Raw genomic sequence first — 17,747 nt, forward strand, 5'->3', positions numbered from 1 at the left:
CACCATACAGGGTGTCATCTGGAGGTTTTTGTTTTGTTTCAGGAATTATTTTACTGTCACTTTGCACGTTTTGGAAAGTCCGTTACTTGTTTTTACAGTTATGGTTGCTGTACCTTTCTTTTTCTTTGCAGTAACCACTCCTTTGCTGTTTACGACAGCAATAGTCCTGTCTGAAGAAGTATAGGTCAACTTTCTGCCGTTGACGCCACTCTTAGAAAGAGTCGCTTTCAAGGTAAAGGCTTTCCCCTTTGCGAGACTCTTCTTCGAATAGTTCAGTTTTAGACTGCTAACCGCATTAACAGTGCAGGTTGCTTTCACCAGTACATCATTTCCTGCTGCGTCCACCGCATATACCGAATAAATGCCCGGAATGGTTAGGGTTTTGCTGACCGTCCCATCTGCACTCAAAGAAAGCTTGGTGCCTGCCCCGCTTCGGAAGTAGGAAAGAGACTGACTGCCCCTAGCATATCGCACAGTTGGCAAAAGACCACTGTCATCGCTTGCTGCGATTTTCAGTTTCTGTTTATAGGAACCGCTGATTTTAGATACCGATGCTTTTAGCTGCGGTGCCTTGACATCAATCTGATAATCATCTTCACTGTAATCTGTCAGCGACTTATATAAATCCAAAAATCTTCCCGACACCACTCTTCCGTTTAGAGAACTCTTTCTCTGGGCGCCGGAAAGAAGCAAATGGCGGATACCTGCTGCGCTGATATCTTTATAGTAGGAATGCAGCACCGCTGCCGCCCCCGTTACAAAAGGAGCCGCCATGGAGGTTCCTGACATATCATCATATTTATTGTTAGGAATTGTACTGTGAATCACGGTTCCCGGCGCCGCAATATCTACAGATTTACTGCTGTAATTGGATTTACTGTTCAGTCTGCCATTGCTCTGTGCATTGCCGACACAGATTACATTGCTCAAGTCATAGCAGCCCGGATAAATCGGCTTATTGTCCAGATTCAGTCCATCATTTCCTGCTGCGCAGACAAACAGCATATCTGATGCCGCAATGGTCCTATACAAAGTCTCATCGTCGACATAGGAACCCATGCTCAAGTTGCAGATATCTGCACCGTTTCTCTCTGCATAGCGAATAGCTCTAACCACATCGTAGCTGTCTCCAAGTCCCTTCGGACCTTCCAGTACCTTTAAATCCATGATGGAAACTTTGCCTGTAGCAGAGGCAATTCCGGCAATCCCATTCCCATTATTAGTAGCTGCGCCGATAATGCCTGCACAGTGAGTTCCATGGGCATAGTAGTTGTTGATTGCGCCATCGCTGAGAGGTCTGTTTTTGGCAAAATCATATCCATGAACATCATCCCGATAGCCGTTTCCGTCATCGTCCTTATCATTTCCTGGGGTTTCTCCAGAATTTACCCAGATATTTGCAGCTAAATCGCTATGCGTATAGTCCATACCGGTGTCGATAACTGCCACTACAGTTTCGCTCATTTCATTCAGATGTTCCATGATAAAATCATAGCTTTCTTCAAAACCGATATCCACGCCGGTTTCTTCATTATGCAAGCCCCACTGCAAGCCATAAAAAGGATCATTAACCCTTGTCGCTTCATATACAAAATTCGGCTGTACAGAAAAGTTCTCTGCCTGCGCCTCCAAATCCTCTCTAATCTGATCTTCTGTAATACCGTTTTTGACCTTAATCAGTGCCAAATCGGTTCCATCAAAGCTGATGTCCTCTACATAAGACGGCAGCTTCAGCTCTGACAAATCTGAAGTAGCTGTTAAGATATATTCCTGCTTTCTGACCTCTGCAGAGGTATCTCCTGCTGTATCCGTACCAAAAGAAATCACCGGCACCATAGTTACACCCAGTGCCATGGCTAAAAATAAAACTATGCCTTTTTTCTTTAACCTTTTCATTCTGTTGCCTCCGATTTTTCGCTTCTTTTCTCCTCCATCCGCTCCTCTTTTGCAATATTGACTGCCTTGATGTGCGGCATTTTATGATTCGGATCGGTGAGGAATACGTACAAATATATAGTCGCAATCCCTACCAAAACAAAAGCGTCTTTATAAAGCTCTCTGCTAATCAGCACAGCCGCCATTCCCATGGTTGCACTAACGCCGTAAAGCATCAACACAGCTCTTCGCTGTCCGTATCCCGATGCCATCAGCCTGTGATGCAGATGACCTTTGTCCGCTTCCATAATCGGTCTTTTATTTACAAGCCTACGTAAAATGGCAAAAAACGTATCAAAGATTGGAATTCCCAGCACCACGACCGGCACTACAACTGCAATGATGGTCGACCGTTTCAGCGGTCCTACCACCGACAGAGCAGCAATCATAAACCCGAGAAACAGCGAGCCTCCGTCTCCCATAAAAATCTTTGCCGGAAAAAAGTTAAAGGGCAAAAATCCCAAACATCCGCCGGCAAGAGTCAGCATAGCAAGGCAAACAATCATCATACCATACTGATCTCCATGAATATAGGCAACATAGGCAATGCAAAGGGCAGAAATCGCTGCGTTTCCAGCCGCAAGTCCGTCCAGTCCGTCAATGAGGTTGATGGTATTGGTAATCCCTACAATCCAAAGCACCGTCACGATAAAGCAGACCACTTCCCCGAAAAGGAGCTTTCCTTCTCCAAAATAGTTTGCAATGAACTTAATCCGAAGCCCCATATAATACATCAAAATCGCAACCAAAAGCTGCCCGCCGAACTTCAGTTTCGCGTTCAGATTCTTTAAATCGTCAACCACGCCCAGAATATAGATCATAGTGCCGCCGATCAAAACCGGTATCATCTTTTCATTATCGCCTGCATAAATTGCAAGAGAACCGATAGTTCCCACGAAGATTGCCAATCCACCAAAGCGAGGCATTGCCTTAGTATGCATCCTTCGTCCGTCTTTCGGCACGTCAATCGCACCGATTTTAGGAGCAATCTTAATCGCAACCGGCGTAAACAAAAGTGCCAGCGCAAAAGCTGTTACAAAAGCCGCCAGCAGCGTCAGTCTCGTAATTTCCATAAATTTGTTATCCTTCGTACTTGTATTCTATTAGTCCAGCATGACGATCTTAAGACCCGCTTCATCTAAAATCTCTACAGAAAGCTCATCTGGATAACCCTCTTTTACCACAATGCGTTTAATTCCTGCGTTGATGATCATCTTTGCACAAATTACGCAAGGTTGATTGGTAACATAGATGGTCGCATCTTCGATGCTCTGTCCCAGCGTTGCCGCCTGGATAATCGCATTCTGTTCCGCATGAAGCGCTCTGCAAAGCTCATGGCGCTGTCCCGATGGAACTCCCATCTTCTGACGCAGGCAGCCACCCTTTTCGTCGCAGTGGGCAATGCCTCTGGGCGCGCCGTTATATCCTGTGGCCACAATATGCTTGTCCTTTACAATAACTGCTCCAACCTGTCTGCGCAGGCAGGTAGAGCGCTTTGCTGTCAGCTCTGCCATCTGCATAAAATATTCATCCCATGTAGGTCTGTTATCTTTTGCTAAAATCTTCGTATCAGCCATGATCGTCGTTCCTTTCTTTCATTGGTTTTTCATCGTAATATATTTCCACCAGGTACAAGCCCTGGGGTGGTGCTGTGTGCCCCGCTCTCTGTCTGTCTGCCGACTGCAGAATTGCCGGAATGTCCTCTGCAGACTTCTTCCCTTGTCCAACTTCTACTAAAGTACCCACAATAATCCGCACCATATTGTAGAGAAAGCCATCGCCGGTCACCTCTATGTGCATCTCTCCTGCCACAGGTTCTTTGATCTGAAGGTCATATATCGTGCGCACGGTAGTCTCGCGCACGGTTCCCCCCGCAGCCTGGAAACAAGCAAAGTCATGAGTTCCCTCGATAAAAGCTGCTGCCTTACGCATAGGCTCTGCTGCCAAAGCGGCTTTCAGGTGGTAACAGTAATTTCGCGAAAACGCACTGGCTGCGCTGCCGTGTCTTAAGATATACCGATAAGTCTTCCCCTTGGAGTCAAACCGTGCATGAAAGTCTGCCGGCATTTCTTCTGCCCTGATAATCCGCACATCACCGCAGGCGTATCCGCTCCCCAGACTCCCTGCCAAATAGTTATTGACTGCCAAAGGGATTCTGTCAGTAGGAATCCCAAACTCACCCCGGAAAGACGCCCGCTGGGAAAGCGCATGTACACCGGCGTCGGTACGACTGGTACCGTTTATCTGTACCGGCTTTCCGCATACATGGCTCAGCGCCTTCTCCAGTTCGCCCTGCACCGTCCGCACGCCAGGCTGTCTCTGCCAGCCGGAGAAACCTGTTCCGTCATATTCAATCGTCAAAAGAATATTTCTTTCCATGTTTGATTCTAATGCCTTACTTTCTCGGAAGCTCAATCTGCTTGTTGTCCTTAGACTCTCTGTACAGGGTGAATTTTCTTCCAATGGCCTGAACAAACTCTGCTCCCAGTTTCTCGGCAATTTCATTGGCGGTTTCCTTCGGGCTCAAAGTGCAGCCCTCCTGAATCTTCACTTTTACCAACTCTCTGCAGTAAAGTCCGGTGTCAATTTCCTTGACGATATTCTCCGTCAGTCCCTGTTTTCCAATATATACCGTAGGGTCTGTGGTCTGTGCAAGTCCTCTCAAAAAACTCCTCTGCTTGCTTGTAATCATAAATCTATCCTCATTTCATCTTAATTCTGCATTCAATCCGTTATAGTATACCATAAAACTTGTCACTTTGTGCGAAGAAAAGATAAAGATTCACAAAAAAGGACACGGCTTTAGATAAACTATCTCCTACTACATCTTATAACAACAGCACTGGCATGTAATCCCACAAAAAAATCAAATGGACCGCTGCCGCTAGTGCAATATACGGCGCCATCGCAACAGTATCGGTGCGCCGGATTTTCTTTCTCACAAGAAGCCAGATTAGATGCCCAGCACTAAAGAGTGTAGTCATCACAAATATCAGCAGTATTCCCCGAAGCCCGGCAATCAAACCCAGCGCCGCAAAAAGCTTGATATCTCCACCGCCAAGAGTATCTCTGCGATACGCCAGCTTGCCAAGTAGTGCAGTGGCACCCATGATACCAAATCCGGCAATCCCTCCATACAAACAGTCTTTCCATCCATCATGAAAGACAATAAATCCCATGGCGGTTACCGCAAGAAGCAGTACCAGCTGATCTGGTACAATGCGGTACTTCGCATCAGCCACGGCAATTTCCAAAAGCAACCAAAGACTGCAAACTGCCGCCACCGCAAACTGCCAATCGTCTATTACCAATTTAATATCGATGACGACAAACAGCATGGTAAGGATAAACTTCCATGGGTAACTTTTGATGCGCTGTGTATATGGATCTTTCAGTGCATCGGATGGCTCCTCGTCATAGTCGCAAAGCCACTGCGCCGGCATTTTGTTAAAGAAATATACTGCGCCGTTTCCTGCGAAAACGCCGACCAGAATCGCCGCAAGACATTTTATAATTATGATTAATGTATCAGTCATATTTTTTCTCTCTTTCTCACTTGGTATCTTACCACAAAATTGCATCTCGCAAAACAAGTTTCTGCGTCTTTCTACGTATAAGCGATTCGCCTTCTGCACATAGTATCAGTAACTTTATTTGATTGCGAGGAATTTATCATGCAGGACAAACAAGGTCTTGGACTTTTTAAACTAACTTTTTTTGCCATCGGTACAACGCTGGCAAGCGGCGTTTTCAACATGTTCAGCGATATGGCAAGAAACGGCGCAGGCACTCTTTCTGTACTTATTGGTTGGACCATCGCCGGTATCGGCATGTACAGCCTTGCCATGTGCTTCAACAGGCTCAGTATCGTAAGACCCTCTCTGAAAAGCGGTATTTTCGCCTATGCAAAAGAGGGGTTCGGCGCTTACATCGGATTTAACTCCGCCTGGGGCTATTGGATTAGCGCGATTTTATCACAGGTATCTTTTGCGACTCTGCTCTTCGCTGCGCTAGGTCAGTTCATGCCCCTGTTTGCCGGCGGCAACAATCTGGCTTCCATAGTCTGCGCATCTATTGTGATTTGGGGCTTCACTTTTCTTGTGATGGGCGGCGTGCAGGAAGCGGTTACTATTAACACGATTATCGTCATCGCCAAAATCATCCCCATTTTTGCATTTATTCTATTTGTTATTTTTCTCGGTGCTTTTGATCTGGATATTTTTCTGGACAATTTTATGGGCGAGGATACCGGCTATTCCCTGGGCAAACAAGTGCTGGAAACCACCTACACTACAGTTTGGATTTTTACCGGAATTGAGGGAGCGGTCGTCATTTCCGCCCGTGCAAAATCGACTGCTGTCTCTGGGAAAGCCACTACTCTTTCCTTCCTGTCACTGCTGATTCTCTATGTACTGATTTCTATTCTCAGCATGGGTATTATGCCAAGAAGCGAACTTGCTGCTCTGGGCGACCCCGCTATGGCTGGACTTCTTTCCTATGTTGTCGGACCTTTCGGCGCAACCCTTATCAACATCGGTGTAATTATTTCCATCGCCGGTGCCATGTTTTCTTATACGATTGTTACCGCCGACAGCGCCTATGCGCCAGCCCTGCAGGGCTGCTTTCCTGCTTTTCTCCGGAAAGAAAACCGGTGCCATGCGCCCAGCGGCGCGCTGCTTCTCACCGCAGCCATCATCCAGGTGCTGCTGATTATCATTTATTTCCAGTCTTCTACCTATCAGGCGCTGTATACCCTGGCAACCAGCGCCATTATGATTCCATTCGTGCTCTCTGCCCTGTACTGCCTGAAAACCTGCTTTGAAGACAGCCGCACCGGACACAGGACTGCCGGTTTCAAAGACTGGTTCATTTCTACACTTGGCGTCATCTACGGCTTCTGGATGCTGTACGCCACAGGTATCAGCAATATCATCATCTCAGCCCTGATGTTTGCGCCTGGTGCCTTGTTCTACTTCTGGGCTCGCCGTGAGTCCCACGAAAAATTCTTTGGAAGTGCACTGGATGTCGGTGTCTTCGTGATTATCATGGCAGGCTTTTTATATTCAATGGTGTGGTTTTAACCATTCCGTCCTCCCCTCATTACTATTGTGGGGTGAACTGTGCAAAATGACCGCATCGCTCTATAAATTAGCGTTTGCGGTCATTTTTTTATTTTTTGTAACCGCGATTTTGACCGTAACTAGAAAAAATGACTCAAATGCGGTCACTTTTTCCATCTATTGCACTCAAAAGACATCTCACCGCTCCTTCTGTTCTTTTACATACTACCACAATTACCTCCCTGCTTCAAGATTTATTTTCCATAATTGTAAAATAAACCCATAAATTTTAAGTACAAAAACACCCCACTGCACAAATTACGCAAGTAGGGTGCTATTTCTATTCACCTTATTTTGCAGGCTTCCAGGAACTCTTCAGATCGACAATCCGATTGAAGACTTTTTCAGTATCTGTCGTCAGTTTGCTGTCTGCTACATAATAGCCGTGACGGAAAAATTGGAACCGCTCGCCCGGCGCCGCCTCCGCCAAAGAAGGCTCAGCGTAGCCCCAGGTTTCCTCAATAGAATCAGGATTGAGAACATTCTCGCCATTTTCATCCGGCACCATCAGGTAACTGTAGTTGCGAATCTTTACCTTAACTGCAGTCTTCGCGTCTACAAAGTGAATGGTTCCCTTGACCTTGCGACCTTCAAACCCGCTACCGCTTCTTGTTTCCGGATCATAGGTACAGCGCAGTTCCTTGATGGAACCGTCTTCGTTCTTGAAGACCTCTTCACACTTGATGAAGTATGCGCCCTTAAAGCGAACTTCGTTACCCGGGAACAGTCTGAAATACTTCTTTGCCGGCACCTCCATAAAGTCTGCACCATCCACATAAAGTTCTCTGGAAAACGGAATTTCACGCACACCCATCTCCGGCACTTCTTTGTTATTTTCAAGTTCAATCATCTCAGTCTTATCTTCCGGATAATTGGTGATTATGACTTTAATCGGATTTTCAATCACATTTCTGCTCTGTACTTTGGTCTTTAGGTCCTCACGAATGCAATGTTCCAGCAGGGAAATGTCCACTGTGCTGTTGGATTTTGCAACGCCTACTCTCTCGCAGAAATCGCGAATGGATTCCGGCGTATAGCCTCTTCTGCGCATCCCTGCCAAAGTCGGCATTCTCGGATCATCCCAGCCGTCTACCACGCCATCCTCTACAAAGCTGCGCAGGTAGCGCTTGCTCATCACGGTATTGGTAATGTTCAGTCTTGCAAATTCAATCTGCTGCGGCAGGTTTTCCCACCAGCCGACCTCCTTCAGCACCCACTCGTAAAGTGGTCTATGATCCTCAAATTCCAAAGAACATAGGGAATGCGTAATGCCCTCGATGGCATCCTCAATCGGATGCGCAAAATCGTACATTGGATAAATGCACCATTTATCTCCCGTGTTGTGATGCAGCGGGCTGTGGGCGATTCTGTAAATAACAGGGTCTCTCATATTGATATTAGGCGATGCCATATCAATTTTTGCACGAAGTACGCGCTCGCCGTCTGCAAACTTACCCGCTTTCATCTCCTCAAAGAGACGCAGGTTTTCTTCCACGCTCTGGTTTCTGCACGGACTCTCCTTGCCCGGCTCTTTCAGAGTGCCGCGGTATTCCTTAATCTGCTCAGCATTCAGGCTGCAGACATAAGCCTTGCCCTTCTTGATTAGCTCGACTGCTGCTTCGTACATCTTGTCGAAGTAGTTGGACGCCCAAAGCAGCTTATCCCACTTAAAGCCTAGCCAGTGAATATCCTCTTCGATTGCACTGACATATTCTACATCTTCCTTGACCGGATTGGTATCGTCATAGCGCAGGTTGCACATACCGCCGTACTTCTCGGCGGTTCCGAAATTGATGCAAATCGCCTTAGCATGCCCGATGTGCAGGTAGCCGTTAGGTTCCGGTGGAAAACGGGTATATACCTTGTCGCCGTTCTTCTGCGATTCCAAATCCTTATCAATAATGCTATGAATAAAATTCGTTGAAACAGGTTCTGTCATAGTTGTTTCCTCCAAATATTGTTATCAATAGACTTAGTATACCATAATTATATCCCAATTCAAAACAAATTTTTCACCTTTACAGCACTTTCCGCCTCTGCTAAAATAAAAGTTACGAACATGTTTGTGAAAGGAGATTGAAGCAATGAAATATAATATTGTCGGTGAACCGCTTCCTGCTGTCATCTGCGACGTGGAAGCAGGCGAAACCTTAATCACAGAAAGCGGTGCCATGAGCTGGATGACCCAGAACATGAAGATGGAAACTACGAGCAACGGCGGTATCGGAAAAGCCCTCGGCAGAATGTTTTCCGGCGAAACCCTTTTCCAGAATCGATACACTGCACAGGGAGGTCCTGGACAGATTGCCTTTGCTTCCAGTTTTCCGGGTTCCATCAAAGCTGTAGAAATCACCCCGGGCAATGACCTGGTTGTACAGAAAAAGGCTTTCCTCGCCAGCGAATCCACTATAGAACTGTCCATATTTTTCCAGAAAAAGGCAGGCGCTGGCTTCTTTGGCGGCGAAGGCTTTATCATGCAGAGGCTCTCAGGTCACGGTACTGCCTTTATTGAAATCGACGGCTACGCAGTAGAATACAATCTGCAGGCCGGTCAGTCCATGGTCGTAGACACAGGATATCTGGCTGCTATGGATTCCACCTGCTCCATTGAGGTTGTCTCCGTTCCGGGCGTAAAGAACATGCTCTTCGGCGGCGAAGGCATTTTCAACACGTTGGTAAAAGGACCAGGAAAAATCATTCTGCAGACCATGCCAATTAACGTAGTCGCTGGCGCTATCAATCCGTTTATTGTAACCAGCAATTAATCAATCACATATTAATTGAAAAAGGACGGAATTCACTTCCGCCCTTTTTATTATACTCTATTTACCAGAACTTCACTTCTGGTTTTGCATTTCTGTAATCGGCGCTGACCATGACTTCGTTCCAGCATTCGTAGCATTCTGGCATGTCATACCAGCGATCGTCTGCTTTCACTGCGGTCAGTGCAATTCTCTGCCCCACGTAGGTTTCACTGTTGGATACAGGAACTGCGTGTTTTTCGTCGCCCAAATCTAAAGTGGAGATGATGCTCGGAATGGTAACCAGCGTCTTTTCGCCAGCTTCCACGTAGAGGTTCTCGTTCTGGAATACAACCTTAAATTCCTCGCCGTTATCTGCGCGAACCGTCGTCACACCTGTATCAAAACCGCCTGCTGAGTCAATCTGAATATCCACAATGGTTCCTGCAGACACGATTGGACTAAACGGAATTTTTTTCTCGCCAAAGTAGCTTTGCAGTTTTTCCACAGCCTCTGCAGCAGGCGTTTTCATCAGAATATCGCCCACTTCAATTGCCAGGGTCATCTGGCCCAGTGCGGAAGCATCCTTGTGCTGGTCTTTGTTCATCATCCATGCAGCAAAGCCGATGCCCTGGTCGAATGCCTGACACATGTATCTTGCGATTTTTTCACAGGCTGCGCCATCCATCGAATCTTCTGTCCTCGCAACGATGGTGTCACCAGCTTCACTGGCTAAAATAACCGGACTGGTTGGCACGCCGTGTACCGGCAGAAGTCCTGTATTCAGCTCCGGAACGGCACGACCGTTTCCATCTGTATCGATAATCGGCAGTCCGCATTTCCAAGCTGCGTAAAGTGGAAGCATGGTGTTTCCGCCGCCCATTTCGCCGGAATACACATATTTCAATTCTTTGCCCAAAAATCTTGCTTCTTCGCTCATCCCCTTTACAGCGTTGACAGATTCGTCCTGGAAAGTTCTGCCCTTGGTTGCTACCGGAGAGCCCAGCGCTGCAATCATCGTGGAAACAACATTTGGATCGTCCTCCATCTCTACAATATCAATCATTTTGATAAATGCATCAGGGTCTTCCGCATACATAGCTTCAATCAGCGCCAATCCCTCTTCAGCGCTGCCGCCACCGCCACCGCCATAAAAGCTGGAGCCGTAAACAATACTTGTCAGTTCCTCACGTCTTAATTCTCTTGCCATTTTTTACCTCTCAAATCTATTTTCTCTTTAATAAACGTGTTTTCCCTTTTCCATCACGCATTCGTCATCAATCCAGACAGTCGGTGCGTTGATAATCATGTCGTAGTGCATATCGCAGTCCTGCTGTCCGCCCATGAACAAGTTGTTGCCGCAGGCAATATGAATGGTGCCGAACACTTTTTCGTCGACCAGGCCATTGCCCATAATTTCACAGGTTGGATTGGTGCCGATACCGAATTCGCATACATTCTTTGCAGTGTCTTCAAACTGACCGACAAATTCCTCAAACATCTCTGCGTCAGCGCCTTCTGTCTTCACAATTCTGCCGTCTGCAAAGGTCAAAGTCAACGGTTCTTCCATCACCTTAAAATCTGCGATAACGCCGTCAACCACCAGCACACCGTTGCCTTTTGTTTCAATAGGCGCGACCATGGCTTCGCCTGCCGGCAGATTACCAAAGGCGCCGGACTCTGTCAGTTTTCCAGTATCTGCAATGCCTTTTCTGCCGCCGCAGTAAAGGGTTAAATCAGTGCCAGCCTCTGTTGTAATATGTATCTTTTCAGCCCTTGTCAGCTTTTCTGCCAGAATGTTTCCGATGCGCTCTACCTCATCGTAATCAGCGCCCAAAGTCATTTTTACGATGTCTTCGGTGATGCCCGGCATGGAAGCAATTCTGCAGCCTCTTTCTGTAGCTTCGGCTCTGCCTTTTGTATGGGTGTAAGAGCCGGTGGTAATCATCATGCACACCTGCGCCTCGTCGAGGGCCGCTTTACAAAGCTGCGGCATTTCTCCGCCTTGATGGACAGGTCCCACTGCCATAATCGTTTCAATTCCCAAATCATTTCCTGCTTTTACAAATTCCTTCGCAAGATCCAGCTGCTCGATATCGGTAAGAATCAGAAATTTTTCTCCCGCTTTTACGCCCATGCAGGATGCAATAGAAATTTTTGCTACTTCATAAGTATTCATAGTTTACGCCTCCTTAACAAATGGATTGTATTTCGGATTCTTCACTACAGTGCAGAGAATCCAGTAAACTACGATTGTTACTGCAATACCGATCAGCTCTGGAATGAAGAATTTATCGAAGTATGTAGTCAGCGCGCCGCAGATCCATGCGATAATGCCAAGCCAGTTGACACCCGGGAACGGCTCCCAGCCTTCAGCCTTGCCGCGACCCATAACCCAGTAATCTGCAATCAGAACGGCGCAGATTGGAGTAATGAGATAGCTGAGAATGGACAGGAAGTCTACGAAATAGTAAACGATACCGCCCAGAGAAAGCAGAATCCCGATGATACCGCAGATTGCTGTCACGATGGCTCTTCTGTCATCTCTCATTTTAAAAATATCTACGACTGCGATACCTGCTGAATAAGCGTTTCCTACGTTGGTTGTCCATGTTGCCAGAATCAGAACCAGCATGCCTGCCGCCGGAAGACCTACATTGGCAAACATTACTGTAATATCTGAATCGCCGGAACAAATGGAAAGAATTGCACCGCATGCCAGCGCACCAACGCCTGCAGGGATGACGCCAAATAGACAGGACAGCGCAGCGCTTTTTCCGTCTTTGCTGTAACGGTTATAGTCACCGCAGGTTGCCGCACCAGAGATGAATCCACCAACAGAAATGGTAATGCCGACCATCATGCCGCCGCCACCTTCCGGCTGATACGCTGACAGAACAGCAGCTCCGCCATCACCCAGGGCAATGGACACACCATAAATCAAAAATACGAACAAAAGTGGTACGCTGACAACGTTGAGAATCTTTGTCAGACCAATGCCGTAGAAAGCAGTCACCAGCATTAAAGTGCCCCAAAGCACACATGCCAGCCACTCAGGAAATGCGATACCAAAACTGGACTGCATGAGTGAGCAGAATGAAGACGCACAGACAATAGTCTGATAGCCGTACCATCCAATCATAGAAATGGCGATAATCAGAGACAAGGTATACTGAGATCCTCTGTCTCCCAGCGCTCTTGATACTGCCATTACAGTCGGTCTTCCCGTCTGTGCAGACTGCGCTGCAATTAACATCATCAGCACTACGACGATTCCGTAGCCGATAAACATCGCCAAAATGGAATCTTTAAAATTCAGCCCAGCCGATACCATAGCGCCTACCATCAGCGCAGGTACACAAATGACATTTCCTGCCCAGATAAAGGCAATGGAAGGCCAGCTTTTTTTCTCACTGTCCGGAACCGGTTCCAGCGTGATGGTTTCAACATGACTTTTCTTTGCTTCAGCCATATCGTTTCCTCCTTTCAGGATAAACAAAGGTATTATTGCGTTGTAGTAAGTATAGCAGCAGGGGATATCCCCTGTCATTAGCATAATTGCGGAAAAAGTCTTTATATTTTTATGCACGTAAACAATCATGAAATAATTTCTCAGCGAATATACGGAAAAATTTCACGATTATTTATTTATATTTACAATTATTTCTTGCGTTTCCCTTTCCCTTGGAATAGAATATAGACATTACAATTAATATGGAGGTAATCTAATGAGCCTTACTGTTTCCGACTGTCTGAAACTCCCTTCTCTGCGCAGCGCCAAAGTCATCGCAGGTCATAAAGGGCTTTCCAATATCGTCAACAATGTTTCTGTACTGGAAATTTACGATGCCGAACTCTTTTCGCTGGAAGCCCCGGTCAACGACAGCGACATGACGCTGACCTCTTTCCGCGCCATCGCAGATAACTATGAGCTGCAGTGCAAGCATATTGAGCAAATGCACAGTCTGGGTGACGCCGCCGTAGTGATTTACTACGTAGGAATTTACCTGAAAGAGATTCATCCTTCTCTCATCGAAACTGCTGACCGCCTTGGATTTCCCCTAATTATCATGCCCGAAGGTCGGATAGACTGCTTCTATCGGGAGGTTCTTTATGATGTTTATAAAGCGATTTTCCATGCAAAAAATAAAGAAAAAGACCTGATTAATAACGTGGTAGCCCTATTTTCGAGACTGCCGGAGGACCGCAAAAATCTGACGAATCTGCTGCGTCTTATCAGCGATTCGCTCAAGTGCACAGTGCTTCTTTCTGATACGGTCATGAACAACGTCTGTCTGTCCAAATATCCCGCTTCCAACGACATCACAGCCTCTGACATACACCAGCTTTACGAAAAAACTGGATGTTCAGATTCCCACGGCGCAGAAAGTCTTTGGCAGGGACGGGTGCTGCGCATTTTTCGCCTGCCTTTCACTGTCTTTGAATACCGTAACTTCTCGATTTACGCCATCGACGAATTCGGCTCTCTCACTATGGACGACATGTACGACGTCGTCGAACTACTGGAAATTTTCTCCAAGCTTTGGAACCTGGACGCAGACAACATTCTGGAAAACTCATTGATTTCATCCATTCTGGACGGCGACTCGGAAAAAATGCGCCAGATTTCCACAAAACTTTCTATCGATATTCGCACCATCAATACTTCAGTATTTTTGCGCCCTTCCCTCATCGGTCTGGAGCCCCAGGGCAAACTTCGCCTGCAGAGAGAAATGGTGCAGCAGATTAAATCCTGCTCTGAAGACTGGGGCAAAACTGTCATCGTGGATACCTATGAATCCCTCATCGTCAGCTTCATTATGTACTCCTCCACCGACAACACGGACAGGGAATATCTCCAGGAGATGACAGAACGGCTGGATACGCTCTGCACAAACTATACTATCTCCTTCTTCCCGTGTGACAACAAAGCAGAGGAAACCCGCAAAACCTATCTGCTGTACAGCGAAACCATTCCTCTCGCCATTTCCATCTTCCCAAGCCGGAAATTATTCTCCTACGGTGACATTCTCTTCGCCCACCAATGCGAAACCATCTGCTGCGAAAAGAATGATTCTTTCCGCATCTGCCGCAACATTCTAAAGCCGCTGCTGGAAGACGCTGACAGTGACGCACTGCTGGAAACCCTCAGCGTTTATTATCTGGACGCCGGCTGTGAAGTCAAGGCTACCGCCAGCCAGCTTTTCGTCCACAGAAATACCATTCAATACCGGCTGGCAAAAATTCATGCAATTACCAATTTCAAGACCGACGATTTTCTGTCCAACAACCTTATGTATCAGGCCATCGCCTGCTACAGACTCCATCCGGAGCTGTTTGAGGTGTAGGTTTATTCGTGAAGCTCAATGTATCTTTCTGCCAGTTTTCAGTTTTTTAAGAGATGGTTTTCAAAATGGCGATTTTGTTTGTAAAAAAGCAAACTTTTTCGCAGATTTCGAAAACCACATTATATCCAAATCTGACTTTCCACCCTGTTGTCGGCAAAATCCCGCTCCAGCATAGCTTTGTGACTGAGGAATGCCCCATCGGTAAAGTATTTTGCGCTTTGCGGGCAAACAGCGATACATGCCTGACATTTAATACAAATGCCATCCGTTCCAATGCTCCCCATGGGGCAGTGCTCCGCACAAAGACCGCAGCCGGTGCATTTACCCGAATCGGTCACTGGCTTGGCTTTCAGGAAAACTGCCGGCGTGCCCTCGAGTCCCTTCGGCACATAATAAGGTCCTGCCGGATGATTTCCCGGAAATACTTCTGCACTGAGGGTATGACCTGTCTGCAAGTTCTTCATCGCACCTTCTCCCAACTCTGCCGCTTTTTCAAAGTCTGCTCTTGCCGGTCTTCCCTCCGCCACCTTTGCAAAGGCGTGATGGCACACAAATGCCCCGCCGCCCGCCAGTTTAAAGCCTGTTTCTTCCAGCAAATCCGAAAGTTCAGCCAGACTGTCATCAAAACTACGACCACCGAAAGTTACTACAGGTACGCAGGAAGCGCCTGCACTTTTCACCGAATCTCTGATATAGGGCATGATTTTGTTGGGCAATCTGCCCGCATAAGTGGGCATGCCGAATATGACAAAATCTCTCGCTCCGAATTCCGCCCTGCTCTGCCGATTTTCCAGCTTTGTGATATCAAACTCCCGCACCGCAGCAGCGCCCAGCGCTTCTGCTGCGGCTTTTGCTATGCGAACAATCAGCCCCTTCGTGCTGCCTGTCGGGCTGAAGTATACTGCCCAAATTTGTTTTATCATAAGAGCCCCCTCTCTCTCGCATAATCCAGCAAACATTCGCCGGAGTTTTCCAGTTTCCCATCTATCACAAGTTCCAGCATTTCATCTAGTATGCTGCCGATGGCGGGTCCGGGCACTGCACCCAGCTTAATCAAGTCGCCGCCGCTTACAGCAAGCTGTTTCAGATTCCAACAGACATCGCTGTCGATAACAGCTTTGACGCAGGACTCTTCACCAAAGGCTGCATAATACATTCTGGTAACAAATTCCCCCTCTGCTTTCAGCATGCGGCAAATCGCCCGCCGATCGACCTGCGGTTCTGGCTGCGCCTCCAGAAGTCTCGCAATGGCTGCCGCCTGCTCTACCGTCCTGTTATCATACTTCAATTCCCGCAGGGCTTCTTTTGTCCCCTCAGGAAAAAGCATTGCAAGACGAACGGAAAGTTCCTTCGGAAGTTTCTTTACAGAAGCCGGCACAAGTCCAGGGCAGCACACCTGCAGCACCTCATAATAGCTGCCGATGACCGTGTCCACAGCAGGTCCCAGCACCAGTTTGGAAAGTTCCCCATTGATTCGTTCCCTGGAAATTTTCGTCAGCAGATGAGCACAGCTGCGGACCGCCTCCGCCGTCTCCATATCCATCTGAAAACACAGTACTGAACGGAACCGAAGAGCGCGTAATATCCGAAGTGCGTCCTCCTCAAAGCGTTTCTGCGGCTCCCCCACACAATGAACCATTTTATGTTTGATATCATAGGCGCCGTTATGCAAATCCACCAGCCCCCGCTCTGGATTATAGGCAAGGGCATTCATGGTAAAGTCCCGCCTTTTCAGGTCCTCCTCAAGATTGGTTGTAAATGCCACAGCCTCCGGATGTCGCCCATCCAGATAGTCGCCGTCAATGCGGTAGGTGGTAATTTCTACTGGACCTTCCTCTGTTAAAACTGTAACCGTCCCATGTTTTGCACCGGTCTGCACGGCGTTTTCCTCGCCAAAACACGCCGTCGTCTCCTCCGGACGCGCCGAAGTGCAAATGTCCCAGTCAGAGGGCTGCCGCTCCATAAGCAGATCCCTGATGCAGCCGCCTACGGCGTAAGCCTCGTGACCTTGCTGCTCAAGAGCCGCAAGGACATTGCTTATATAATCCGGCAGCTTAAAAATATTCGTCATATCAGACCTCCATCTCATCTAAAAGCTGCTTCAGCTGCGCTCTCTCTTCTTCCGAAATTCTGCTTTCTTTCAAAAAAGCCGCAATCAAATCTCCTGCTGCGCCGCCGTATACTTTTTCCAAAAGGTTTCGTCTCTCCGGCGCAGCACAGGTCTCTCTGCTGACCTCTGCCAGATAGCGGTGCGGATCACCGCTCCGATCGATTTTTACCAGCCTCTTTCGTTCCATACGTGTCAAATAGGTCAGCACCGTATTTCTGCTCCAACCAGTTACCGGTTTCAAGGCTTCCACAATTTCACCAAGCCCAAAGCCTTCTGTTCTTTCCCATAAAACACCGAGCACGTTGAGCTCGGCTTCTGACAGTCTGCCCATAGAAAAACCTCCTACAATTGTAGTATTCTTATCTATATACTACAATTGTAGGAGGCATGTGTCAAGGGAAATATATGCGACTACCTACCAAATCGGGCGTCAGCGGCGGTAGCGGCATCGCTCTCCGGTGACTGCGGTCAGCTCCGGCAGGCCGTGCTAGTT

At 47.4% G+C, this 17,747-nt stretch carries 16 protein-coding genes; 3 read left to right on the plus strand and 13 right to left on the minus strand.

Translation table 11 applies throughout. The features are described 5' to 3' along the window. Positions 1 to 45 precede the first annotated feature (45 nt). From D1151_RS12065 to D1151_RS12090, 6 genes are all read right to left on the minus strand, one after another. Positions 46 to 1,896 (minus strand): S8 family serine peptidase, encoded by a 1,851-nt coding sequence (locus tag D1151_RS12065; RefSeq protein WP_161909058.1) that lies wholly within the window; start codon positions 1,894 to 1,896, stop codon positions 46 to 48. Continuing rightward, positions 1,893 to 3,008 (minus strand): glycosyltransferase family 4 protein, encoded by a 1,116-nt coding sequence (locus tag D1151_RS12070; protein WP_160201756.1) that lies wholly within the window; start codon positions 3,006 to 3,008, stop codon positions 1,893 to 1,895. Before D1151_RS12070 ends, D1151_RS12065 begins: the two co-directional genes overlap by 4 nt. 30 nt (positions 3,009 to 3,038) lie before the next feature. After that, on the minus strand, positions 3,039 to 3,512 hold the full coding sequence (locus D1151_RS12075) for a cytidine/deoxycytidylate deaminase family protein (protein WP_160201755.1): 474 nt from the start codon (positions 3,510 to 3,512) through the stop codon (positions 3,039 to 3,041). Next, positions 3,505 to 4,314, minus strand: a complete 810-nt coding sequence (gene truA / locus D1151_RS12080) for a tRNA pseudouridine(38-40) synthase TruA (protein ID WP_160201754.1) — start codon at positions 4,312 to 4,314, stop codon at positions 3,505 to 3,507. The genes D1151_RS12075 and truA overlap by 8 nt, the downstream gene beginning before the upstream one ends. 16 nt (positions 4,315 to 4,330) lie before the next feature. Continuing rightward, a complete protein-coding gene (gene yhbY, locus D1151_RS12085; protein ID WP_160201753.1) occupies positions 4,331 to 4,627 on the minus strand; it encodes a ribosome assembly RNA-binding protein YhbY in 297 nt (98 codons plus the stop codon). A gap of 136 nt (positions 4,628 to 4,763) precedes the next feature. Next, complete coding sequence (locus D1151_RS12090; protein ID WP_161909059.1) at positions 4,764 to 5,471, minus strand: A24 family peptidase; 708 nt, start codon at positions 5,469 to 5,471, stop codon at positions 4,764 to 4,766. A 138-nt stretch (positions 5,472 to 5,609) separates the two neighbouring features. On the opposite strand from D1151_RS12090, the gene D1151_RS12095 reads away from it, so the two are divergent. Next, positions 5,610 to 7,016: a basic amino acid/polyamine antiporter gene (locus tag D1151_RS12095; RefSeq protein WP_161909060.1), complete on the plus strand. Its 1,407-nt coding sequence runs from the start codon at positions 5,610 to 5,612 to the stop codon at positions 7,014 to 7,016. A 328-nt stretch (positions 7,017 to 7,344) separates the two neighbouring features. Here the strand turns inward: D1151_RS12095 and D1151_RS12100 are convergent, their stop codons facing one another. Further along, complete coding sequence (locus D1151_RS12100) at positions 7,345 to 8,994, minus strand: glutamine--tRNA ligase/YqeY domain fusion protein (protein ID WP_161909061.1); 1,650 nt, start codon at positions 8,992 to 8,994, stop codon at positions 7,345 to 7,347. Positions 8,995 to 9,139: 145 nt separating this feature from the next. Between D1151_RS12100 and D1151_RS12105 the strand changes: the two genes are divergently transcribed. Continuing rightward, the gene (locus tag D1151_RS12105) at positions 9,140 to 9,820 is read left to right on the plus strand and encodes a TIGR00266 family protein (protein ID WP_160201746.1); all 681 of its coding nucleotides are present in this window, start codon (positions 9,140 to 9,142) and stop codon (positions 9,818 to 9,820) included. A gap of 61 nt (positions 9,821 to 9,881) precedes the next feature. Here D1151_RS12105 and D1151_RS12110 read toward each other — a convergent pair whose 3' ends face one another. Genes D1151_RS12110 through D1151_RS12120 form a run of 3 tightly spaced genes read right to left on the minus strand, consistent with a single transcriptional unit; the run spans position 9,882 to position 13,268 of the window. Next, on the minus strand, positions 9,882 to 11,006 hold the full coding sequence (locus D1151_RS12110) for a DUF917 domain-containing protein (protein ID WP_161909062.1): 1,125 nt from the start codon (positions 11,004 to 11,006) through the stop codon (positions 9,882 to 9,884). Positions 11,007 to 11,033: 27 nt separating this feature from the next. Beyond that, positions 11,034 to 11,975, minus strand: a complete 942-nt coding sequence (locus D1151_RS12115; RefSeq protein WP_161909063.1) for an aminopeptidase — start codon at positions 11,973 to 11,975, stop codon at positions 11,034 to 11,036. A 3-nt stretch (positions 11,976 to 11,978) separates the two neighbouring features. Continuing rightward, on the minus strand, positions 11,979 to 13,268 hold the full coding sequence (locus D1151_RS12120) for a cytosine permease (RefSeq protein ID WP_161909064.1): 1,290 nt from the start codon (positions 13,266 to 13,268) through the stop codon (positions 11,979 to 11,981). A gap of 256 nt (positions 13,269 to 13,524) precedes the next feature. Between D1151_RS12120 and D1151_RS12125 the strand changes: the two genes are divergently transcribed. Beyond that, positions 13,525 to 15,144 carry a PucR family transcriptional regulator gene (locus tag D1151_RS12125; protein WP_161909065.1) on the plus strand — a complete coding sequence of 540 codons (1,620 nt, stop codon included), beginning with the start codon at positions 13,525 to 13,527 and terminating at the stop codon, positions 15,142 to 15,144. A 119-nt stretch (positions 15,145 to 15,263) separates the two neighbouring features. On the opposite strand, the gene D1151_RS12130 is transcribed toward D1151_RS12125, so the two are convergent. Genes D1151_RS12130 through D1151_RS12140 form a run of 3 tightly spaced genes read right to left on the minus strand, consistent with a single transcriptional unit; the run spans position 15,264 to position 17,585 of the window. Continuing rightward, positions 15,264 to 16,067 carry an EFR1 family ferrodoxin gene (locus D1151_RS12130; RefSeq protein WP_161909066.1) on the minus strand — a complete coding sequence of 268 codons (804 nt, stop codon included), beginning with the start codon at positions 16,065 to 16,067 and terminating at the stop codon, positions 15,264 to 15,266. Further along, complete coding sequence (locus D1151_RS12135) at positions 16,064 to 17,215, minus strand: CCA tRNA nucleotidyltransferase (RefSeq protein ID WP_161909067.1); 1,152 nt, start codon at positions 17,213 to 17,215, stop codon at positions 16,064 to 16,066. The genes D1151_RS12130 and D1151_RS12135 overlap by 4 nt, the downstream gene beginning before the upstream one ends. 1 nt (position 17,216) lies before the next feature. Beyond that, positions 17,217 to 17,585, minus strand: a complete 369-nt coding sequence (locus tag D1151_RS12140) for a BlaI/MecI/CopY family transcriptional regulator (protein WP_161909068.1) — start codon at positions 17,583 to 17,585, stop codon at positions 17,217 to 17,219. Between the last annotated feature and the right edge of the window lie 162 nt (positions 17,586 to 17,747).

This window comes from Emergencia sp. 1XD21-10 (assembly GCF_009936045.1).
GTDB lineage: Bacteria > Bacillota > Clostridia > Peptostreptococcales > Anaerovoracaceae > Senimuribacter > Senimuribacter intestinalis.